General features: G+C 57.2%; 20 protein-coding genes, 1 tRNA gene and 1 riboswitch. Of the genes, 10 read left to right on the top strand and 11 right to left on the bottom strand.

From position 1 onward, the window contains the following. Window positions 1-45: 45 nt before the first annotated feature. A riboswitch (cobalamin riboswitch) is annotated at window positions 46-250 on the bottom strand. 102 nt (window positions 251-352) lie between these two features. Continuing rightward, complete coding sequence (locus tag ACR0NZ_RS06425; protein WP_480517776.1) at window positions 353-1,348, top strand: NAD(P)-dependent oxidoreductase; 996 nt, start codon at window positions 353-355, stop codon at window positions 1,346-1,348. A 177-nt stretch (window positions 1,349-1,525) separates the two neighbouring features. Here the strand turns inward: ACR0NZ_RS06425 and ACR0NZ_RS06420 are convergent. After that, window positions 1,526-1,599 (bottom strand) — tRNA-Cys (locus ACR0NZ_RS06420). A 224-nt stretch (window positions 1,600-1,823) separates the two neighbouring features. Here ACR0NZ_RS06420 and ACR0NZ_RS06415 point away from each other — a divergent pair. The 3 genes from ACR0NZ_RS06415 to ACR0NZ_RS06405 all read left to right on the top strand — a co-directional run bounded on the left by ACR0NZ_RS06415 (window position 1,824) and on the right by ACR0NZ_RS06405 (window position 4,852). Then, entirely contained in the window at window positions 1,824-2,477 is a 654-nt protein-coding gene (locus tag ACR0NZ_RS06415; protein WP_480517618.1) for a protein-L-isoaspartate O-methyltransferase family protein, read from the top strand. 94 nt (window positions 2,478-2,571) lie between these two features. Then, on the top strand, window positions 2,572-3,990 hold the full coding sequence (locus tag ACR0NZ_RS06410) for a TolC family outer membrane protein (RefSeq protein ID WP_480517616.1): 1,419 nt from the start codon (window positions 2,572-2,574) through the stop codon (window positions 3,988-3,990). Window positions 3,991-4,063: 73 nt separating this feature from the next. After that, on the top strand, window positions 4,064-4,852 hold the full coding sequence (locus ACR0NZ_RS06405; RefSeq protein ID WP_480517614.1) for a hypothetical protein: 789 nt from the start codon (window positions 4,064-4,066) through the stop codon (window positions 4,850-4,852). A gap of 3 nt (window positions 4,853-4,855) precedes the next feature. Here ACR0NZ_RS06405 and ACR0NZ_RS06400 read toward each other — a convergent pair whose 3' ends face one another. Next, a complete protein-coding gene (locus ACR0NZ_RS06400; RefSeq protein WP_480517612.1) occupies window positions 4,856-6,313 on the bottom strand; it encodes a cobyric acid synthase in 1,458 nt (485 codons plus the stop codon). Between the two features lie 162 nt (window positions 6,314-6,475). Next, window positions 6,476-6,796 (bottom strand): DUF6280 family protein, encoded by a 321-nt coding sequence (locus ACR0NZ_RS06395; protein WP_037310273.1) that lies wholly within the window; start codon window positions 6,794-6,796, stop codon window positions 6,476-6,478. Window positions 6,797-7,015: 219 nt separating this feature from the next. On the opposite strand from ACR0NZ_RS06395, the gene efp reads away from it, so the two are divergent. Further along, window positions 7,016-7,579 carry an elongation factor P gene (efp, locus tag ACR0NZ_RS06390; RefSeq protein ID WP_209503361.1) on the top strand — a complete coding sequence of 188 codons (564 nt, stop codon included), beginning with the start codon at window positions 7,016-7,018 and terminating at the stop codon, window positions 7,577-7,579. Between the two features lie 53 nt (window positions 7,580-7,632). Here efp and ACR0NZ_RS06385 read toward each other — a convergent pair whose 3' ends face one another. Next, window positions 7,633-8,574 (bottom strand): ABC transporter transmembrane domain-containing protein, encoded by a 942-nt coding sequence (locus tag ACR0NZ_RS06385; protein ID WP_480517610.1) that lies wholly within the window; start codon window positions 8,572-8,574, stop codon window positions 7,633-7,635. A 106-nt stretch (window positions 8,575-8,680) separates the two neighbouring features. Beyond that, window positions 8,681-9,424: a CAF17-like 4Fe-4S cluster assembly/insertion protein YgfZ gene (ygfZ, locus tag ACR0NZ_RS06380; RefSeq protein ID WP_480484217.1), complete on the bottom strand. Its 744-nt coding sequence runs from the start codon at window positions 9,422-9,424 to the stop codon at window positions 8,681-8,683. 73 nt (window positions 9,425-9,497) lie between these two features. Between ygfZ and ACR0NZ_RS06375 the strand changes: the two genes are divergently transcribed. Beyond that, window positions 9,498-10,172, top strand: coding sequence for a TIGR04283 family arsenosugar biosynthesis glycosyltransferase (locus ACR0NZ_RS06375; RefSeq protein WP_480517608.1), 675 nt, complete (start codon window positions 9,498-9,500; stop codon window positions 10,170-10,172). A 1,003-nt stretch (window positions 10,173-11,175) separates the two neighbouring features. Next, a complete protein-coding gene (locus ACR0NZ_RS06370) occupies window positions 11,176-12,015 on the top strand; it encodes an EamA family transporter (protein WP_480517606.1) in 840 nt (279 codons plus the stop codon). Between the two features lie 28 nt (window positions 12,016-12,043). Here the strand turns inward: ACR0NZ_RS06370 and ACR0NZ_RS06365 are convergent, their stop codons facing one another. The 3 genes from ACR0NZ_RS06365 to parE form a co-directional block, all read right to left on the bottom strand. Further along, window positions 12,044-13,015 (bottom strand): UDP-glucuronic acid decarboxylase family protein, encoded by a 972-nt coding sequence (locus ACR0NZ_RS06365; RefSeq protein WP_480517604.1) that lies wholly within the window; start codon window positions 13,013-13,015, stop codon window positions 12,044-12,046. A 491-nt stretch (window positions 13,016-13,506) separates the two neighbouring features. Next, window positions 13,507-14,052, bottom strand: a complete 546-nt coding sequence (locus ACR0NZ_RS06360) for a hypothetical protein (protein WP_480517602.1) — start codon at window positions 14,050-14,052, stop codon at window positions 13,507-13,509. 4 nt (window positions 14,053-14,056) lie between these two features. Continuing rightward, the gene (gene parE, locus ACR0NZ_RS06355; protein WP_480517600.1) at window positions 14,057-16,015 is read right to left on the bottom strand and encodes a DNA topoisomerase IV subunit B; all 1,959 of its coding nucleotides are present in this window, start codon (window positions 16,013-16,015) and stop codon (window positions 14,057-14,059) included. Between the two features lie 152 nt (window positions 16,016-16,167). Here parE and ACR0NZ_RS06350 point away from each other — a divergent pair, with 152 nt between their 5' ends. Further along, a complete protein-coding gene (locus ACR0NZ_RS06350) occupies window positions 16,168-16,776 on the top strand; it encodes a carboxymuconolactone decarboxylase family protein (RefSeq protein ID WP_480517598.1) in 609 nt (202 codons plus the stop codon). A 70-nt stretch (window positions 16,777-16,846) separates the two neighbouring features. Here ACR0NZ_RS06350 and ACR0NZ_RS06345 read toward each other — a convergent pair whose 3' ends face one another. After that, window positions 16,847-17,725 (bottom strand): alpha/beta fold hydrolase, encoded by an 879-nt coding sequence (locus tag ACR0NZ_RS06345; RefSeq protein ID WP_480517596.1) that lies wholly within the window; start codon window positions 17,723-17,725, stop codon window positions 16,847-16,849. A gap of 133 nt (window positions 17,726-17,858) precedes the next feature. Here ACR0NZ_RS06345 and ppk2 point away from each other — a divergent pair, with 133 nt between their 5' ends. Together ppk2 and ACR0NZ_RS06335 are read left to right on the top strand one after the other, a co-directional pair. After that, a complete protein-coding gene (gene ppk2, locus ACR0NZ_RS06340; protein WP_480473473.1) occupies window positions 17,859-18,782 on the top strand; it encodes a polyphosphate kinase 2 in 924 nt (307 codons plus the stop codon). A 107-nt stretch (window positions 18,783-18,889) separates the two neighbouring features. Next, window positions 18,890-20,260, top strand: coding sequence for an MATE family efflux transporter (locus ACR0NZ_RS06335; RefSeq protein WP_480476787.1), 1,371 nt, complete (start codon window positions 18,890-18,892; stop codon window positions 20,258-20,260). Here ACR0NZ_RS06335 and ACR0NZ_RS06330 read toward each other — a convergent pair. Both ACR0NZ_RS06330 and ACR0NZ_RS06325 read right to left on the bottom strand, forming a co-directional pair. Continuing rightward, window positions 20,257-20,658 carry a hypothetical protein gene (locus tag ACR0NZ_RS06330; RefSeq protein WP_480473472.1) on the bottom strand — a complete coding sequence of 134 codons (402 nt, stop codon included), beginning with the start codon at window positions 20,656-20,658 and terminating at the stop codon, window positions 20,257-20,259. The genes ACR0NZ_RS06335 and ACR0NZ_RS06330 overlap by 4 nt on opposite strands. Window positions 20,659-20,660: 2 nt before the next feature. After that, window positions 20,661-21,863 carry a pyridoxal phosphate-dependent aminotransferase gene (locus tag ACR0NZ_RS06325; protein ID WP_480517594.1) on the bottom strand — a complete coding sequence of 401 codons (1,203 nt, stop codon included), beginning with the start codon at window positions 21,861-21,863 and terminating at the stop codon, window positions 20,661-20,663. Between the last annotated feature and the right edge of the window lie 72 nt (window positions 21,864-21,935).

Genomic DNA, 21,935 nt, shown 5'->3' with positions numbered 1-21,935 from the left:
GCACCACGTCTGCACATGGACCCGACACCGGAACACCCCGCCCGGTTTCAACTTCGGGTGTTGGCAGGTCTCCCGGCTTGCGGATGCCAGAGCGGTCGCTCTGTCGGATGTCCCGCCTTCCCGGCACAGGCCAGTGGCATTGGGCATCCTCTCCGGTCACGGTCGCGGGGGCGGCTGCGTTTGGCGGATGAACCGTTGACGCATTCCCTTTTCATCGGCTGTCGCCGACACCAACGACAGGGACATGCGGCACCGCTGACCCGCTTGTCAAGCGGTTCGCGCGCAACAAATAAGCCAAGGAGAAAAAAGCGACCTGTAGGCGTCGTTCGGCGGCATGAAGAATGTGTTCGGTATGTGGTCGCATGACGGGAAAACGACGAACTTGGAGATGCGTCATATGAAAGTGGGATTTATCGGTCTGGGTAACGTAGGCGGCAAGCTTTCGGGATCCCTTTTGCGCAACGGCATTGATCTGACTGTGCATGACCTGAACGCGGATCTGGTGGCCGAGTTTGTCGCCAAAGGTGCAAAGGCGGCTGAGGGGCCCGCCCAGTTGATGCGCGATTGCGATGCGGTGATCACCTGTCTGCCGTCTCCGGCAGCATCGGATGCAGTCATGCAGGAGATGTTGCCCGAAGTGGGCCCCGGCAAGATCTGGATGGAGATGTCGACCACGGACGAGGCCGAAGTCAAACGCCTGGGAGCCGAAGTCATATCGCGCGGCGGTGCGGCCGTCGATTGCCCGGTTTCTGGCGGGTGCCACCGTGCCGCGACGGGCAATATCTCGATCTTTGCGGGCTGTGACCGGGAAACGTTTGAACGAATTCTGCCGTTCCTGACGACAATGGGTCGTCGGGTTTTGCACACCGGCGAACTGGGCTCGGCCTCGGTGCTGAAAGTGATGACCAATTATCTTGCCACCGCCAACCTGATCACCTGCGCCGAAGCACTGGTTACGGCAAAGGCTGCGGGGATGGATCTGAACACGACCTATGAGGCGATCAAAATCTCGTCCGGCACGTCCTTCGTGCACGAAACCGAAAGTCAGGTCATCTTGAACGGGTCGCGCGATATTTCCTTCACCATGGATCTGGTGAAGAAGGATATCGGTCTGTTTCAGGAGGTCGCCGACCGCGCCGGGGTGCCACTGGAAATAAACCCGGTGATGATCAACATCTTTAACGATGGTATCGCACGCTATGGCGAACGCGAGCTTTCACCAAATATTATCAAGCGGCTGGAAGAGGCAACCGGCCTGGATATCACCGCCCCGGGCTTCCCTGCCGAAATGACGGATGATGAGCCGGAGGAGCCGGGATACGAGGTTGTGCCACAAGGGCGCGCCTGAACGTAAAGCACATACCAGACAAAATCGCGCCCCGTGAACGAGCAGGGGTAGGCAGGTGTTCCGAAAAACACGCCATATCTGGCCCGCAATTCGACAGAATCGCGGGCCTTGAACGTCTTGAAATACCAAGCGTCGCACGCGTGCACTGCGGGGTTAAGTCAGCGATTTGGATGTGATTGGAGGCGAGTACCGGAATCGAACCGGTGTACACGGATTTGCAATCCGCTGCGTCACCACTCCGCCAACTCGCCTTTTCAAGTAAAATCAAATACTTGCTGTGGTGTAACTGGGTTTTTAACAGCTTTCCTCGGGGGCGTCCAGTGGATTGCGTGCGAATTTGCCGGCAAGACTGAAATTTGCCGAAGTCCATGCCCAAGAAGGTGATCACGATTCAGGTTGCGGCAACAGGGGCGTTGCTGGAAGGTTCAGGATATGGCACAAGCCCGACATCTTTGGGAATGAGACGAGATATCCAATGACTGACTTCGCAGCCCGGCGCCGCACAATGGTTGATACACAGATCCGCCCCTCTGACGTCACCAAGTTCCCGATCATTGAGGCTATGCTGAGTGTTCCGCGGGAAAGCTTCGTACCCGATTCTCAACGCGAGGCGGCCTATGTGGACGGCCTGATTGATCTGGGTGGAGGGCGCAGCATGCTGGAGCCGCGGACCCTGGCTAAAATGCTGGACGTGCTGAACATATCCAAGGATGAGATGGTCCTCGATATCGCTCCGGCAATGGGATATTCCACGGCTGTCACCGCACGGATGGCTGAGTTGGTTGTGGGTGTTGAATGCGACGAAACCCTTGCAGCCGAGGCGCAAAACCTCTTGGCCGAGGCTGACGTGCACAACGCCATCATCCACGTCGGCGCGTTGGAACAGGGTGTGGCGGAACACGGCCCCTATGATGCGATCATGGTGCAGGGCGGTGTCGAGCAGGTGCCCGATGCCCTGTTGGATCAGCTCAAGGACCACGGTCGGATCGTGTGTCTGTTTGTCAACGGCAACCTGGGTACCGTGCGGATCGGTCGAAAAACCGGTGGTCGCGTCAGTTGGCGTGATGTGTTCAATGCCCATGCGCCGGTTCTGGAAGGTTTTTCGGCAGAGTGTGCATTTTCGCTATAGTCCGCCGATAGATTTTTCTATCGCCTTGATTAGTTGAAAAGAAGGCCGCAAACTGCCTGTAGGGCAGTGTAATTTCGTTTGAGAGGATTTTGGTATGCGTGGTTCGGCGACAGGTAAGCTGGTCAGGGCGTTTGCTGTGACCGCAGGACTTGCCATGAGCGTGATGCCAGGGCGTGCAGCGTGGGCAGACAACATAACGGATGCGTTCATCGGCGCGTATAACACCAGTGGTTTGCTTGAGCAGAACCGGGCGTTGCTGCGCGCGGCGGATGAAGATGTGGCCATTGCGCTTTCTGCGTTGCGGCCAATCATCAACTGGACCGTGCAGGTCAGCCAGGATTACACCCGTTCGCGGGTCAATAACGTCGTGACGACAAACGAGCCGTCGCGGTTCTTTTCGGGCCTGACGTTGAGCCAGCTTTTGTATGATGGCGGCGCGTCGGTGCTGGGCAAGCAGTCGGCGCAGGAAACGGTGCTATCGACCCGGCAAACCCTGATCGATATCGAACAACAGGTTCTTATCCGCGCAGCAAATGCCTATCTGGGCGTCCTGTTGCAGGAAGAGACCGTGGCGATCCGCCAGAACAACGTGGATGTGTCGGCAGAGGAACTTAGGGCGTCGAATGACCGCTTCGAAGTGGGCGAAGTAACCCGGACGGACGTCGCATTGTCCGAAGCGCAGCTGGCAAGCTCTCAGGCGGATCTGGCTGTGGCACGCGGTGAATTGAGCATTGCCCAGGCCGAATACGTGAACGCGGTCGGAAAGGCACCGGGGCGAACGGCTGGCCAGCCGAGCCTCCCCAATCTGCCGCGTTCCGAAGCTGAAGCTGTGAACCTGGCGCAACGCAACCACCCGGCCATTCTGTCGGCACAGCATCAGGTCAGGGCGTTCGATCTGGTCGTGCAGCAACAGCGGGCCAACCTTGGGCCGAATGTCAGCCTGAATGCCGATGCTGGCGTGTCCGAGCGCTATGACAATAATGACTATGTGAACGACGCGACCGTGTCGCTGAACTTCAGTCAACCCATCTACGCAGGTGGCCGGTTGGCGGCAAATGTGCGCCGCGCGATGGCCAGCCGCGATGCCTCGCGTGCGAATCTTCTGAACGTTCAAAAGAACATCACGCAGGGTGTGACCGACCGGTATGCGGCGTTTCAGGCGGCCAGCGCCAGTTTGAGGGCGTCAACCGAGCGCGTTAACGCCTCGCAGGTGGCATTTGATGGCATCCGGGAAGAGGCGACTCTGGGCGCGCGAACAACTCTGGATGTATTGAATGCACAGCAGGATTTGCTGGATGCACAGCTGGCGGAAGTTGCTTCGCGCACCGAACGGTCGCGGGCTGCCTATCAGTTATTGCAGGCGCAGGGCCTTCTGACAGCCGAGCGTCTTGGGCTGGCGGTGCAAATCTATGATCCGACTTTGTATTACAACCTGGTCAAGAATGCACCTGCACAGGTCAGCAAGCAAAGCAAGGATCTGGATCGTGTTCTCAAAGCGTTGCGCCGGGACTGATCGCCAATACTATTTGTTGTGAGGCACGGATTGTTTGGCTACACTTGATCCAAGGATAGAGCGGTAGAGAACAATGTCTGATAATGTCGTGAAAGCAGGGATCGAAGACGTTCTGTCTTCGGTCAAACGTCTGGTCAGTGAAGACAGTCGTGATAAATCCGTCTCGGATCAAACGACTAAGGCACGCAAGCCGGGGCGGCTGGTGCTTACCGATGCTTTGCGGATCAGCACACCAGATCAGTTAGGAGTGATTCCCGCTAAAGCTGTATCCAAAGCCGAAGTTACAGATGCCGCCAAGCCGATGTTGCTGCGAACCTGTGACATCGTTCAGACGGGTCAACCCGCGAACGCCGACGAGGACAAGCCAGAAGCAGCCGAGACGAAACACGCCCCGTCGGATGATGCTGCAATCAGCCTGAGTGCAAAGATCGAAGCGTTGGAAGCGGCCATTGCACAAACAGAAGACCAGTGGGAACCGGACGGTGACAGCCAGGATGCATATTCGGGCACACCGTCTCATGCGCTGCCATGGGATGTCGAAGAAGAATTTGCCGCTGCGATGTCGATTGATGCTTCTGGAGGCGACGAACCAGAGGCGGCTCAGCAGGACGAAGGTGCACCTTATCAGGCGGAATTCATCCGGTCGTCTCAGGCTGTTGTGTCTGATGTCAATGCCGAAGAACCTGATTCCGACGAAAACGTCAGGACGATCGACATGGACGAGGACGCTCTGCGTACCCTGATCGCAGAGGTTGTCCGCACCGAACTGCAAGGAACGATGGGCGAGCGAATTACAAGAAATGTGCGCAAGATGGTCAGACGAGAGATCGCCCGCGCCCTTGCGGCTCAGGATCTGGAGTAACGATCAGCTGCGGTGCGGGGGCTGCGCGAGGCTGAGCAGCAGATCAAGGTCCATGTGGCGCTCCAGATGATCGGCCAGATCGTCCAGCGCCTGCTCGACGCCATCTTCATAGGACAGGTCCGAGGTCACGCCTAACGCTGACAAATACCGCGCCCGGAATGCGTCGGACGAAAAGATACCGTGCAGATAGCTTCCCTTGATCCGTCCGTTTGCGCTGGCCGCGCCCTCGGGGCGGCCTTCGACCTCAAGCCATGCATTGGCGCAATCCGGCCCGTCTGTATGGCCCATGTGGATTTCGTATCCGGTGACCGGCTCGCGGTCCGGCAAGGCATGGGCCTTACGCAGGACAACTTGCTTTTGTCCTCCCATGACCGTGTCTACATCCAGAAACCCCAACCCTTCGACCTTACCCGGTCGACCGTCCACGCCATCGGGGTCGGAGATGGTCTTGCCCAGCATTTGAAAGCCGCCACAGAGACCCAGAACATGCCCGCCGCGCCGGACATGGCCAAACAGGTCGATGTCCCAGCCTTGTGCGCGGAAATAGGCCAGATCTCCGATGGTGGACTTGCTGCCCGGTAGCAAAACCAGATCGGCATCGCCCGGCAATGGGCGTCCGGCCGGAATGATCTCGACGCTCACTCCGGGTTCGGCAGACAAGGGGTCAAGGTCGTCGAAATTCGCCATCCGTTCAAGCTGTGGCACAACAACCTTGCATGTGCCGCCTGTGTGAGAGCGGATGTCCATCATATCTTCGGCCGGAAGCTTCCAGGCGTCGTGAAACCATGGCACAACCCCCAAACAGGGCCACCCGGTAAGAGAGGCGATGTCATCGCGCCCTTCGTCAAAAAGGGACACATCACCCTTGAACCGATTGACGGCGAAGCCCCGAATTCGCGCAAGATCACCCTCATCCAGAACCGCCTGAGTGCCAACGATCTGTGCGATCACACCGCCGCGGTGAATGTCGCCGACAAGTATAACAGGTATATTCGCAGCGCAGGCAAAGCCCATATTGGCGATGTCACCCTTGCGCAGGTTGGTTTCGGCCGGGCTGCCCGCACCTTCGATCAGAACCAGATCCGCATCGCTGCACAGTCGGTCAAAGCTTTCCAGTGCGGCGCTTAACAGCCTGGATTTATCCTTGCGATAATCACCGGCCTTCATGGTGCCCGCGCGCTGCCCCTGAACGATGATCTGCGCGCCGGTATCTGTTTCAGGTTTCAGCAATACAGGGTTCATATCCGTATGCGTCGCCCGCCTTGCCGCCCGTGCCTGAAGGGCCTGTGCGCGACCGATTTCCCCACCGTTTTCCGTAACAGCAGCATTGTTCGACATGTTCTGCGGCTTGAAGGGCGCAACCCGAAGACCTCTCCGTGTAAAAGCTCGCGCAAGCCCCGCCACCAGAACGGATTTTCCGACATTGCTGCCGGTGCCTTGAATCATGATGGCGCGAACCATGGATTGTCTCCTACCTGTCAAAGCGCAGATGACCTGATTTGGGCGGGCAGGGGAAGCCCCGAACTCACCTTGACGCCCGGGATCGGGATTGTGGCGGTATACGCATAGAAAAACGCGCTCTGATGGCAGAGCGCGTTTTTTCTGAGTTGAAACAGCCTTGGATCAGGCAGCTTCAGCCTGCTGAGCGGCGTTGCGACGCTCGCTTTCTTCACGCGACAGCGCGACCGAGGTCCGCACGCCACGGCCAACGAACTCCATCAGTCCGCTGACAACCCGTTCGTTCGGGTCGATTCCCGCGCAAGACAGCACTTCGCGTCCATCGCGCGAGCGCGCCCAACGGGCGATTTGTTCCGGACCATTGCCATATTTCTTGTCATCGGCAATGGCGTCATCGAGTGCGGCCAACACAACGGCCGCGAAAAGTTTGCGAGCACGATTGCCTTGTTCGTTGTTAAAGGCAGTGCCGTCAACGAAATCTCTCATCTCGTCTTCCTTGTTTTTCTTGCTCTTGCAATTTTCGGCGTGACGGTCCTTATGACCGATAAAGTGCGATTCGGATACAGCTAATATGCATAGTTGCGTTGCGTCACTTGCATATCTCGCTGCACCTGCAGCACTAGGTTTGGTTGTCTTGTCAGGTATGTTCCCGCCAGATATAGGAGGCGCAACTGACGCATCAACCGTTTGTGAAGGATTTATGTAATGCCCAAGATAAATGGGAACGAAATTCGCCCCGGCAATGTGCTTGAGCATAACGACGGCCTTTGGGCCGCGGTCAAGGTTGACCATGTGAAGCCCGGCAAGGGCGGCGCTTTCGCGCAGGTCGAACTGCGCAACCTGCGCAATGGTTCAAAACTGAACGAACGGTTCCGCTCAGCTGACAAGGTTGAGCGTGTGCGCCTTGAGCAGAAGGATCAGCAGTTCCTGTATGAAACCGATGGCATGCTGGTCTTCATGGATGCCGAAACATACGAACAGATTGAATTGCCAGCGGATTTGCTGGGCGAGCGTCGTCCGTTCCTTCAAGATGGCATGACGATTGTTGTCGAATTCTACGAAAGTGAAGCGCTGAACGCGACACTGCCGCAGAAAGTGACCTGCAAGATCGTCGAAACTGAGCCGGTCGTAAAAGGTCAGACCGCCGCGAACTCGTTCAAGCCTGCAATTCTGGACAATGGCGTGAAAGTCATGGTGCCGCCGTTCATCGGTCAGGATGAAATGATCATCGTGAACACCGAAACCATGGAATATTCCGAACGCGCGTGACGTTTCGTCGCTTTTAATATCAGACCGCGCAGACAGCCGCTGCGCGGTCTTTTTTATGCACTGTTGCGGTACCGGTAATGCGCGGGGTCCGGGCCGAATAGTTCCAACATAAGTTCGTATTTGATGCGGTTGGCACTGACTTGTCTGTAAAAGGCGATCAGGAACGCGGTCGGGCCCTGTATCCGACCAAGCCCGCTGGTCGCGGCCACCACTGTGCCGACATCGGTTTTGCCGTGCAGCACCAGATAACCGCCCAACATCAGAATACCGACGGTTCCGGCGCCATTGATCACGCTCAACAGGAACTTGGCCGAAAGCTTCCAAAGAAACATGCGCCGTCGTGTGTCATAGATGTCGTCGAACAGGGCATTGATATCCCGCTCGACGGCATCGATATCCTCGGTGGTCAGCCTATCAGTGGCGCTGCGCAAAAGGCGGACGCGTTCGGCGACGAACGTGTTCACTTTGCGTTGCGACACCAGAACGATAATGATCTGCGGAACAATCATGGAAAACGCGATAAGGCCAAGGCCTGGCTGCGTTGAGGATATGTACCCGATCACGCTGATCAGCGTTCCGACCTGAACCACCGGGTCCGAGAATGCGCCCCCGGCAAACTTGCCCAACTCCTCGGCTTCGGCCGAGATGGCGGTCGTCATGGTGCCCTTGCGCAGGTTTTCACCCGTTTCTTTCAGGTCAGTAGCGCGCCAGAGCAAGCGTTGCCGGATCAGCCGGATCATGTCTTCGCCCAATATCCCTGCGCGAAAACCCAGAACCCATTTCAGGGCGAGGCTCAGCAGGATGACAATCATCATGCCGATGCCCAGCAGAACCAGCTTTTCGACGTGAAGATCATTGGACGTAAGGTGGTTGACGATATCGCGCTGAAATTCAAGCGGAACAGCGGCAAGCGCCGCAATGGCAATGGATAACAGGATGAGGATAATCTGCCGCCCGGCGCTGGCGCGCCAAATCGCGGAATAAAGCTGAAACATGCGGGTATCCGTGTTGCCCCTGTGACGACACATTGGCAGGGCTGGGTAACGGGTTCAAACTTTATGAAACATACGGCGGATAAGGCCGTGCCGATTTGGCAACAAGTTACGCTTGGTCCGTCAGGCGAACCACGACGTCTCCGGCCATCATGTCTGCATTCGCACGGTCAAAGCGCAGATACGCGATTCCTTGGCCGCCTGATTGCGTGAACAGGGTGCCGACGGGTTTGCCGTTTGCGGTAATCTCAGTCCCCGCCGGAACCGATCCTTCGACAAAGACCCGCCGCAAGCCTTTGCGCAACTCGGTCTTGTGTTTCATGCGCGCAGTCACTTCCTGACCGACATAGCAACCCTTTTTGAAATCCACACCATTCAGCGCCTCGAACCCGGATTCGAGGATATAGCTGTCTGGCGTAAGTTCGACCCCAGCCTCGGGGATGCAGTGTCGAACGCGCAGCGCGTCCCAGTCGGTTCCGTCATCGCCATCTGGGGCTGTCGAATAGTCACGCCAACCCATATCCGCGTGACGGGGGTCGGGCAGGGCGGTGTCCGGTGCTGGACCTGTGCCGCGCTGCAGATGCAGATCCGTGCCTTCGATCACCACATCCGCACGGAGTTTGTACATGTTCAGGCGCTTGATCAGGTCATCTGCAAGTGGCTCGGCCACGTCCAGCAGCACCCCAACGTCATCGCGTTTCAGAAAGAAATCTGCCAGATACTTGCCCTGTGGTGTAAGCAGTGCGGCATAGACCAACCCATTGCCCAATCCCTGAACGTCATTGGTTACAAGATCCTGCAAAAAGTTTTCGGTGTCCGAGCCAGTCAGGCGCAGGATGCGGCGGGTGGGCATGGCTTGGTCCTCGTCATTGCCTTTGGCCTCGTGATATAGGAAGTCTCGCAGCCAAGACCAGAGGTTATCGGACGTGCCCGCACCCGTCACTGTAGTGATTCCAACCTTGAATGCCGCCGATTCCTTGCCTGCGTGCCTTGAAGCCCTGATGGAAGGGGTGCATTCCGGGCTGATCCGGGACCTGATCGTCAGCGATGCAGGCTCAACTGACCAGACGTTGAGAATAGCAGAAGATGTTGGCGCGCATGTCATTAGAGGTGAGCCATCGCGCGGCGGTCAATTGCGCCGGGGGTGCGCGCATGCTGATGGAGACTGGCTTCTGATCCTTCATGCAGATACCGTGTTGCAAGAGGGATGGGCCAAGAGCGTAAGCGCCCATCTGCCATCCAACGCACCAGCGGCGTTTCGGTTGGCTTTTCGCGCGCGTGGGCTTGCGCCAGCCTGGGTGGCCGGATGGGCCAATTTGCGCAGCAGGCTGTTCGGTTTACCGTACGGAGATCAGGGGTTGCTGGTTCAGCGTAATGTCTATCTGGCGGCTGGCGGGTATCCGGACCAACCCTTGATGGAAGATGTGGCGCTGGTGCGCGCATTGCCACGGATCAAGATACTCGGGTCGCATGCCTTTACGAGCGCGGAGCGCTATGAACAGGCAGGTTGGTTTCGGCGGGGCACGCGGAACTTGTGGACACTTCTGCGCTATTTTCTGGGGGTTGATCCTCAGGTGTTGGCGCGGGGCTATCGGCGTTAAGCTTCGTGCGCAATTCGACCAAAGATTTTCCCAATCGAAAGGGGGCCGCAAAGCTAACAAGACAAAGCGCCACGATTTGCAGCACCAGAATATGGGCGTTGGCCTGCAGGTATTCCCATTCGTTCTTCAACTTGCCGACTTGCTCGATCAGGTCGTCATAGCTTTGTGCTAGGATCTGATAATCTCCGGCAATCGCGGGCACCTTACGGCGCATGTTGTCGATGGCTACCTGAGTTTTGTCGTCCAGGGACGTGAATACGAGAAACTGGTCGATATCGAAAGCATCGGCTTTGGCCGTCATATCCCGTAGCTCGTCCATTTCATCCTTGGCCTGACTTCCGAACAGGAAGTGCAGGCCCTGCAGGGGGGCTACTTCGTTGGTAACGGCGATGAACAGGGGCAATTCCGAGTTGCTGGCAGTTGAAGCCGACAGAAATTCAACCTTGTCGCACAGCACTGCCGTGTCAGGATCGTAAGCAGGGTCGCAGAAACGCAGACGAAACCGTGCGGCATCCCTGTCGAATGCCAATGTTGCCGCGTAGGCCACATCAATCTGACGATCCAGTCGCGAACTGTCCGACGTATAAAGCCCTGCCAGAACAGCCACCAATGCGCCGATACCACCCAGCACGACCCAGACCAGATCGGCCAGTTTCCACGCCCGGTGCCCCGCTGGTTTGCGGAACAAAAAGGCGGTGCCGATCGATCCTGACAGAAAAAACAGGATAAGCAGGGGCAATTGGTTGTCTGTCACAAAACTCATGTGCCCGATCTTAGAACCTGATGCGCGTCCTGCAACCGGGATCACGTGCAGTTGTAACTTCTTGCCGGGCACAAAGGCGCAGGACGAGACCGGAAACGGCTTGCGGACACATTCCCAACGGTGGCGGTATTTTGACCACTGGAATCCTGCTTGACAAAAATCCCGGTTTTGGCAGACACCACGCCCAAGTGAATAGGGCCCAAGACCCTTGTTGCGCGTATTCTGCGGGAAAGGTCGGGCATGACCCTGTTCGTCACTCTGATTATTCTGTCGGCGGCGTTGCTGCATGCCGTATGGAACGCCATCGTGAAAACGGCGACGGACCGCACCACGATGCTGGGTCTGGTCGCGTTGGGTCAGGTCTTGCCAGCGGCGGTAATGGTGATGGTCCTGCCCCTGCCGAACACGCAGAGCTTTGTCTATATCCTGCTCTCGACCGTCGTGCATTTCGGCTATTACTTCATGCTGAGCAAGGCCTACCAGCATGGCGACCTGAGTGTGGTTTACCCGATTGCACGCGGGATTGTTCCGGCACTGGTCTCGCTTTGGGCGATGGTGCTGGTGGGCGAAGTTCTGCCCTGGCAGGCCTGGGGCGGGATCGCCCTGATCGCGGTTGGCATTCAGCTGAGCAGCTGGGCCGCGCTGCGTTCGGGCGTCGGGCGCAGCGCGCTGGGATTTGCGCTGGGCACCGGGTTCTGCATTTCGATCTATTCGGTTGTTGACGGGGTCGGGGTGCGGCTGTCCGGCAATACGCTCAGCTATTGGGCGTGGGGGGCCTTTCTGCACCTGTTCATTGCAGGGTTTATCGGGGTCAGGAAACGCGCCACCCTGAAAGACCTGCCCGTCAGAATATGGATGACGGGCCTTTTGGGCGGGCTGGTTTCGATGACGGCGTATGGTCTGGTGCTTTACGCCAAGAACTTTGCGCCGCTGGGGGCGGTTTCGGCTCTGCGGGAAACCTCGGTCATCTTTGCGGCGCTTATCGGGTTCATTTTCCTGAAGGAAGGCAACTGGATGCGACGCCTGGGTGCCGCTGTCCTCATGGCCATTGGCGTCGCGCTGATCGGCACGGCGGTTTGATCCGGTCCCCGAGCCATAGCGAGACGCGTTATCCGGCTGCGCCTTCGGACTGAAGCGTCCGGAAATACCGGATCGTTGCGTCCAACCCTTCCTTCAGCTGCACCGTAGGCTCCCAGTTCAGCAGGGTCCGCGCCAGCGTGATATCGGGCTGACGTTGTTTCGGGTCGTCCTCAGGTAACTCTCTGAAACTTATAGGGGTTTCCGCGCCAACAAGCGCCTGCACTTCGCGGGCCAGCTCGTTCATCGAGAATTCGTTGGGATTGCCCAGATTGACCGGGCCGGTGACCTCCTTGCCGGTATCCATCAGGCGGATGAAGCCTTCGATCAGATCATCCACGTAACAGAATGACCGGGTCTGCGTGCCGTCGCCAAAGATCGTGATCGCTTCGCCGGTCAGGGCCTGCATGATGAAATTCGACACGACGCGCCCGTCGGCGGGGTGCATTCGGGGCCCGTAAGTGTTGAAGATGCGGGCGACCTTGATCTCAAGCCCCATCTGACGGTGGTAATCAAAGAACAACGTCTCGGCACACCGCTTGCCCTCGTCGTAACAGGAGCGCGGGCCAACCGGGTTGACGTTGCCCCAATAGTCTTCGGTCTGCGGATGGATCGTCGGGTCGCCGTAAACCTCAGACGTCGAGGCCTGAAAAATCTTGCATTTCAGACGTTTCGCCAGACCCAGCATGTTGATCGCGCCATGCACGCTGGTCTTGGTCGTCTGCACCGGGTCGTGTTGATAATGCACGGGTGAGGCGGGGCAGGCGAGGTTATAGATCTCGTCAACCTCCACAAAAAGCGGGAAGGTCACATCATGGCGCATGAACTCGAACCGCGGGTTGTTGTGCAGATGGTCAATGTTGCGCTTGGTGCCGGTGAACAGGTTGTCGACGCACAAAACCTCATGCCCCTGATCCAGAAGCCGGTCGCACAGATGCGAGCCCAGAAACCCGGCCCCACCGGTTACGAGAACACGTTTTCGACTGTCATAAAGGCGGGCCATTGCAAATCCTTAATCGTTAAATCCAAGCCAGCTTGTCACAGGGAAGCCGGATCTTTGTTTGATTAGTAAACCGAAGGAATTTGAATTGCAGTAGATTTTGGTTTTTTGAGGGCGCGTGTGGTGTGGGTGTGTCTCGTATTCACCGAATGCTTGATGTTAGGCATCAAGCACGCGCCCGACCCGCCGCCCAATGGGCGGCGCAGGAGTTGTGTCGGGGTAAGATGGGTGTAAACCCTCATCTTGCACTAGTTATTTTTTGTGGGTTTTTTCCGATTCAAGCCAGGTTTTTATCTGGGGGTGTTGTCCAACGGGATAAAGCCTCGAAAGGAAACCCCAACGGATAGCAAATGAGTTGCGAGCCATTGGAAGCGGAACGTTGAAAAGAAACAAAAACGCAATGGTGACAAACAGAGTAAATAATCCAAAAGCCGACGCAGCCCGGCTTAGTGTGCCGACTGGTTCCGAAACTAGAATGTGGAACTGTAGATCAGCTAAGTAATACCACATTCCAAAGAACGGAAATGCCACTGAGAAAAAACAGATAAAGAAAGGAATGATAAAACTGTTGGCACCCCGAAGCGCGGTTTAAAAAAATTATTTAGAACAACTGGTGTAACAAGAGCCATCTCATCTTGATCGTGGTAAAAACCGTACGAATTCATACTGAAACCGGGTAGCTTTACTCGTAGTCCCTCCCTAACTCTGATCTGCATTACCATCCAAAAAGATTGAAAATGCTGCGCGATCAAGAAAAGAAAGAGACTTGCGGTTACAGTTACATATCCTGTGGGTACGGATGCGGTAACACCGTAAAACGTCACAACTACTTTATCAGTATCTGCAAAAGAAATTAGAATTAGGTAGAATACCAAAACAGTCGTCAGTAATTTCACCACCTTTTTAGTAACGTCACTCTGTAGCTGCCCCAATCGGACATAGACGTTGTGCCAGCTTTCTCCAGTTTCTCTTATGTACTTCAGAGTGGTTTGGAACTCATGCTCTTTGAGCCTTCGTATAGAAATCCACTTTGTTCTCATCTATTTAAACATCCAACTCCTCCACAAACCGCGCGTTCTCCTGAATGTACTGGAACCGCAGTTCGGGTTTTTTGCCCATCAGACGCTCGACAAGGTCGCCGGTCTCGCCGGGTTCATCCTCGTCGATGGTGACCCGGATCAATTTTCGGGATTTGGGGTCCATCGTGGTCTCTTTCAGGTCCTTGGCGTCCATCTCGCCCAGACCCTTAAAGCGGGACACGTCGATCTTGCCCTTGCCGCCTAGACCTTTCTTCAGCCATTCGTCGCGCTCGGCCTCGTCCAGACAATAGACGCGTTTGGCGCCCTGCGTCAGGCGGTACAAAGGCGGGCAGGCCAGATACAGGTGGCCCGCGTCAATCATAGGGCGCATCTGGGTAAAGAAGAACGTCATCAGCAGCGCGGCGATATGCGCCCCGTCCACATCCGCGTCGGTCATGATGATGACCTTGTCATAGCGCAGGTCGTCGACGTTGAACTTGGTGCCAAGTCCGACACCCAGCGCCTGTGTCAGATCGCTGATCTCGGCATTGGTGCCCAGTTTGGAACTGGCCGCGCCCAGCACGTTCAGGATCTTGCCGCGCAGGGGCAACAGGGCTTGCGTTTTGCGGTCGCGGCCCATCTTGGCCGAGCCGCCCGCAGAATCGCCCTCGACGATGAATAATTCCGTGCCGTCGCGTGTTGAACTGGAACAGTCCACCAACTTGCCGGGAAGACGAAGTTTCTTAGTGGCGGACTTGCGTTGTGTTTCCTTCTCGGCCCGACGGCGCAGGCGTTCCTCAGACCGCAGGATGAGGAAATCGAGGATCGCACCGGCGGATTTCGTTCCAGCCGCCAGCCAATTGTCGAAATGGTCGCGGACCGCGTTTTCGACCAGCCGCTGCGCCTCGACCGTAGCCAGACGGTCTTTGGTCTGGCCCACGAATTCCGGCTCAGAGATAAAGCACGACACCAGCGCGCAGCCACCGGTCAACAGGTCGTCGCGGGTGATCTGCGCGGCTTTCTTGTTGTTGATCAACTCGCCATAGGCCTTGATCCCCTTAAGGATCGCAGCCCAGAAACCGGCCACATGGGTTCCACCTTCGGGGGTGGGAACGGTGTTACAATAGGACTGGATGAACCCGTCACGCGACGGTGTCCAGTTGATGGCCCATTCGACCTTGCCGGGGGTACCGAATTTCTCGTTGAAATCGACGGTGCCCGCAAAGGGTTGCTCGGCATAGGTGGACGAGCCGTTCATTGTCTCTTTCAGGTAATCCGACAGGCCGCCGGGAAAGTGAAACGAGGCCTCAAGCGGGGTTTCACCGTCATCGATGGCGGTTTTCCAGCGGATTTCGACGCCCGAGAACAGATAGGCCTTGGAGCGGATGGATTTGAACAGTCGCGCGGGTTTGAACTTGTGATGGCCAAAGATGTCGGGGTCGGCGTGGAAGGTCACCGTTGTGCCGCGCCGGTTCGGGGCCGCGCCAACCTTTTCGACCGGGCTAAGCGGGATACCGCGCGAGAAACGTTGTTCATAGAGAGTTTTGTCCCGCGCCACCTGCACGACCATCGAATCAGACAGCGCGTTCACCACCGACGCACCGACCCCGTGCAAGCCGCCCGAGGTCTGATAGGCCTTGCCCGAGAACTTGCCACCCGCGTGCAAGGTACACAGGATCACCTCCAACGCGGACTTGCCCGGAAATTTCGGATGCGGGTCGATCGGGATACCGCGCCCGTTGTCACGGACGGTCAGGGCGTAGTCGGAATGCAGCTCTACCTCGATCCGGTTGGCAAAGCCTGCCACAGCCTCGTCCATCGAGTTGTCGAGGATCTCGGCCAACATATGGTGCAGCGCACGCTCATCCGTGCCGCCAATATACATGCCGGGGCGTTTGCGAACCGGTTCCAGCCCTTCGAGCACCTCGATCGAGGAGGCGTCATAGGTAGAAGTGGCGCTGGGCGTCAACAGATCTTCGGGCATGGGTGCTGCTCTTGTTTTTGGGTTTCCGTCATTATGGCAGGTGATGTGGTCCGGGGGAAGAGGGACGCGAGGTGTTGTGGATTTTCTGTCAAGCCGCTTGCAATCCGTGCAGATAACCCGTCCTTTGATCCCGGTAAAGCGGAGGTGAATAAATGAGCTGGATCAGAACCGTTCCGTTCGAAGAAGCGACTGGAAAGTTGAAGAAACTCTACGAGCGCGTGACCGGGCCGAACAATAACGTAGACAACATCATGATGGCACACAGCCTTCGCCCGCATTCAATGGAAGGCCATATGGCCATGTACAAGGCGGTGCTGCATCATTCGGGCAACAAGATACCGAAATGGTTTCTGGAAGTGCTGGGGGTTTGGGTCAGCTCGCTGAACCGGTGCAGCTATTGCGTCGAGCATCACTTTGCGGGTCTTCAGCGCTTGCTGGGTGACGCGGCGCGCGGCAACGCGATCAGGGCAGCGATTGAGGCGCGCGATCCCTTGGCTGCACCGCTGGATGCGGCGCAAATGGCTGCGATGGATTATGCCCGCAAGCTGACCGAAGCGCCGGGCGATCTGGTCGAGGCGGATGTCAGCGCCCTGCGCGACGCAGGTTGGGATGATGGAGAAATCCTCGAGATCAATCAGGTCTGCTCCTATTTTTCATATGCAAACCGGACGGTTCTGGGGCTTGGGTGCTCAACCGATGGTGATGAGTTGGGCTTGTCGCCGAACAACTCTGACAACCCTGACGACTGGGGGCACCGGTAAGGTGCTAAAGATGTCGTTGGCGCTGCGACAAAGGCTGCTTGGCTTGCCGTTGCGCGCGGGCGGGGCCTGATTACGTCAGGCCAGTCCATTCCAGAATGGCCTGCGCCACGGCCCTCGGGTTTTGATGATGCAACCAATGATCGGTCCCGGGGATCGTGACACGGGTGAGGTGGGTGGCAAACGCCTCCAGCCCCTCAGTGGCTTCTGGTAAAAGGGCTTTGTCATCCGGCCCCCAAATCAACAAGTGCGGACACCTGACATGCAACCGGTCGAGCGGCAGGTCGGGCAGACCTGTCGCGGGGACACCGGGTTTGGCGACAATCAACGGAGAGGCTCTGTACCAATTCAGCATCGCCTGCAGCCGACCGGGACGGGCCCATTCAGTGCGGTAGTCGGCCATGCGAGCTTCGGTCAACCAGTCCAGCCCCATACCATGGCGAAAGAACTGTTCCAGCATCGCAAAGTTGTTTTCGGACAGTTTTTGCGCGGCATCAGGTGCTCGCAGCAGATTGATATATTGAGAGGCTGTGGATTGTGCGCCACCCGAGGCCATGGCGCGTTGAAACGGCACCGGGTGCACGCCGTTTGCAATGATTAGCCGATCTACGAGTTCCGGTCGGAACATGGCGACGCCGTAAGCTACCGATGCGCCCCAGTCGTGACCCAGCAGCGCAACAGGCGCACCGCAGGATTCTATCAGCGCCGCTATGTCCGTGACCAGTTGCGACAGGGTATAGTTCTGCACCCCTTCGGGACACCAGCTTTGGCCATAACCGCGCTGGTCCGGAGCAATACAATAAAAGCGTTCGGCCAGATGAGGCGCAAGATCGGCCCAGGCGCCGCTGTATTCGGGGAAACCATGCAGCATCACTAACGGTGGCGCGGCTTTGTCGCCCAATGTCCTGACGTGGAAAGAATGGCCGTTCAGCTTGAAAAAAGACGTTTGCATTGGAATTTGCATTGGAACAAGTGATCCGCGCTGGAAACTATGGGTTTTTGAGGCATCTATTTGATACCAATCAAAGCGCATTTCCGAGCTTTCTGCTAGCCACCGTTCGGGACAGTAGAAAAGGACAGGATGTATGGACGCCATTGCCACGACCAACGCAGAACCCACCCAGATCAAGACCACGCTCGCCAAAGACACCGACCCCTCAGCGCCCAGCCCCGAGAAAATCCGGCAGGCATTTGAAAGTGGGAAATACCCCTATGGCCGCAAAATGGCCCGGTCGGTGTATGAGACGCAAAAAGCCAATCTGCAGGCCGAGCTTTTGAAGGTTCAACTGTGGGCGCAGGAAACGGGGCAGCGGTTTGTGTTGTTGTTCGAAGGGCGCGATGCCGCAGGCAAAGGGGGTACGATCAAGCGGTTCATGGAGCACCTGAACCCGCGTCAGGCCCGTGTCGTTGCATTGAACAAACCCACCTGGGAAGAGAAAGGCCAGTGGTACTACCAGCGCTACATTCAGGAGATGCCGACCGTAGGCGAAATGGTGTTCTATGACCGGTCCTGGTACAACCGCGCGGGTGTGGAGCGGGTCATGGGGTTCTGCACGCCCAACGAATATCTTGAGTTCATGCGGCAAACGCCCGAGTTGGAACGGATGCTGGTGCGCTCGGGCATTCAGCTATACAAATACTGGTTCTCGGTTACACAGCAAGAGCAGCAGCGCCGTTTCAAAAGCCGCGAAACCGACCCCCTGAAGCAATGGAAACTGTCACCGATCGACAAGGCGAGCCTCAGCAAGTGGGATGACTATACCGAGGCGAAAGAGGCCATGTTCTTTTACACGGATACGGCTGATGCACCCTGGACGATTATCAAGTCGAATGACAAGAAACGCGCGCGCCTGAACTGTATGCGTCACTTCCTGTCCTCGCTGGATTACCCTGGCAAGGATCACGATATCGTGTGCGAGCCTGATCCGCTGATCGTAGGGCAGGCGCATCACGTTATTCACCGATCCGAGCATATTCTGGGCACCGCGTTGCATCCCGACGCCCGCTGAGCATCAAAATGCCCGGCCACAGGGAAAGGACGGGCACCAAAGTCTCAATCTGAAATTTTGCCGATCCGCTCTTGTCCCGCGCCAAAGCCGCGCATATGGCTGGAGCGATGACAAAGGTGATGACATACCCGGCCCATTTTCGGGCTATTGCCGTTCTTGGCCTGCCACTGGTTGGCGGTCATCTGGCGCAATACGCGATCGGTTTGACCGACACCATCATGCTGGGTTGGTACGGGGTCGAGGCGCTGGCGGCCGTTACCTTGGCCAACAGTTATTACTTCGTGTTGTTTTTGTTTGGCGCGGGATTTGGCTGGGCAGTCATGCCCATGGTGGCCACAGCAGCGGCGGAAGGGGACGAAACCAGCATTCGCCGCTCGACCCGGATGGGTCTGTGGTTGTCGTTGCTGTATGCCGTGGTTGTCATGCCCTTGCTGTGGTGGTCCTATCCGATCCTGATCGCCATGAAGCAGGAACCGCAAGTCGCTGCAACCGCAGCCGAATACCTGAGAGTCGCCGGTTGGGGATTGTTTCCGGCCCTCATTGTGATGGTGTTGAAAAGCTATCTTGCGGCATTGGAGCGAACGCAGATCGTTTTATGGATCACAATTGCGGCGGCGGCTGTGAACGGGCTGACCAATTATGCGTTGATCTTTGGCAACTGGGGCGCCCCCGAACTGGGCGTGACAGGGGCGGCAATCGCCTCGATTACGACACAAGTTGTTTCGCTGATTGCGGTCGTTATCTACGTGGTCCGGACGTTGCCGGAGCACAGCCTCTTCCAACGGTTCTGGCGACCGGATTGGGAAATGTTTGCCAGCGTATGGAAGCTGGGTGTGCCCATCGGCTTGACCACATTGGCCGAAGTTTCACTGTTCGCGACTTCTGCGGTGATGATGGGCTGGCTGGGTCAGGTCCCGCTGGCTGCGCATGGGATCGCCTTGAACCTGGCTTCGGCCACCTTCATGGTTCACCTGGGCTTATCAAATGCAGCGACCATCCGGGCTGGCAATGCGCTGGGTCGTCGGGATAGGGCGCATTTGGAAAAGGGCGCAATCTCCGTGACTGGTATGTCGCTGGTCATGTCGGTGGCAACCATCATCCTGTTCCTGACTTGTGCCGAGCCTTTGATTTCCCTGTTCATGGAAGCAGATGATCCGCAGCGGGGACAAATCCTGACCATCGGTACCGGTTTGCTTGCCATGGCGGCTTTGTTCCAGCTGGTCGACGGCGCGCAGGTGATTGCGCTGGGCCTGCTGCGCGGGTTGCAGGATGCCAAGATCCCAATGGTCATGGCGGCGCTCAGCTATTGGGTCGTGGGAATTCCGGCGTCGTATTATTTCGGCTTTGTTCGTCATATGGACGGCATCGGCGTCTGGCTGGGCCTGGTGCTTGGTCTCGCCTTCGCGGCCGTGCTTCTCATGACCCGGTTTTGGATGTATTCGGTACAGCAGATACAGATATCAGCCGAGCCCGCTTAGTCTTTGTCCAGACGATCTGCCTTTTTCCGGACCAATACCGTACGCAGGTCGTGCATGGCCATCAATAACCTGTCGGTCACATCCTCCAGCTGCGTGTCGCTGGCCTTGGACTGAGCCCATTGCGTGGTCAGATTCAGATAGTCGACCGCGCGATGAATGTCGTCGATGTCGCGCTGGGCCAGCAGGGCCCGGCGCTCTTCCATCCATTGGGCAATCTCGGCCTGATCCCGGTCTGACAGCGTCCGCTGCCCGTGCGGCTTGACCTCGCCATTGCGGATATTGATGACGGCAATCTGATCCATTTCGATCCGACGCTGACGGTTTTCAGTATCGATCCGAAACACCGCAGCACCGTTTTCACGTATGCGAAAGTAATACTCAGGCAGTTCGGCGGACATGGTCACCTCAGAGAAGCACAAAAACGCTGGATGCGACTGCAAGCTTCGGTCAGTGCCGCGTCGGACGTAGCATAGCTGACGCGGAAATTCGGAGACAGGCCAAAGGCGGCACCAAACACAACGGCCACGTCGGCTTCTTCCAGCAGGGCGGTTGCAAAGGCTTCATCGTCTACAAGGACCGTCCCTGCCGGCGTCGTTTTCCCGATCAATCCGGCGATAGACGGATAGACATAGAAGGCCCCTTCAGGCGTTGGGCAGGTGACGCCGTCGATCTCGTTCAGCATCCGAACCACCAGATCGCGTCGGCGCCTGAATGTCTCGTTATTCGGGGCCAGAAAATCCTGGGTTCCGTTCAGGGCCTCAACAGCAGCCCATTGGCTGACCGAACAGGGGTTCGACGTTGATTGCGACTGGATCTTGCGCATGGCCGCGATGATCTCGACCGGGCCGGCGGCATAACCGATGCGCCAACCTGTCATGGCATAGGCTTTTGAAACCCCGTTGCAGGTGAGGGTCCGGTCAAATAGACCGGGTTCAACTTCGGCCGGGGTGCAGAACTCGAACCCGTCATAGGCCAGATGTTCGTACATGTCGTCCGACATGATCCAGACATGCGGATGACGCATCAGTACATCGGTCAGCGCCTTCAGTTCATCCCGACTATACCCTGCACCCGTTGGGTTCGAGGGCGAGTTAAAGATGAACCACTTTGTTTTGGGCGTGATGGCGGCTTCCAGTTGTTCTGCGGTCAGTTTGAAGCTGTTTTCCAGCGTCGTTTCGACCATAACAGGGGTGCCCCCCGCCAAAAGCACCATATCGGGGTAGCTGACCCAGTACGGCGCAGGGATGATTACCTCGTCACCGTCATTCATCGTCGCCATCAGGGCATTGTACAGCGTTTGCTTGCCACCGGTCCCGACCGAGATCTGGGCCGGCGAATAGTCCAGCCCATGATCGCGTTTCATCTTGGCACATGCCGCTTGTTTCAGTTCGGGGATGCCGTCCGGCGCGGTGTATTTGGTTTTGCCTGCTGCGATGGCCGCAACAGCGGCGTCTTTGATGTTCTGGGGCGTGTCAAAATCCGGCTCACCGGCGCTCAGGCCGATGACATCACGCCCGGCGGCCTTCAGCTCGGCTGCCTTGGCTGTCATAGCGATGGTGGGTGAAGGTTTGACGCGTGACAGTGTCGCAGACAGAAAACTCATGCTCGGCCTCGGTTTGTATGTTCAGCCCGACTGTCATAGGGTGCGTCAGAGTGACGATCAAGCCGTATAGAT

The sequence above is a fragment of the Ruegeria sp. AE3 genome, assembly GCF_056542225.1.
This window is presented reverse-complemented; position numbering and strand designations above follow the sequence as displayed.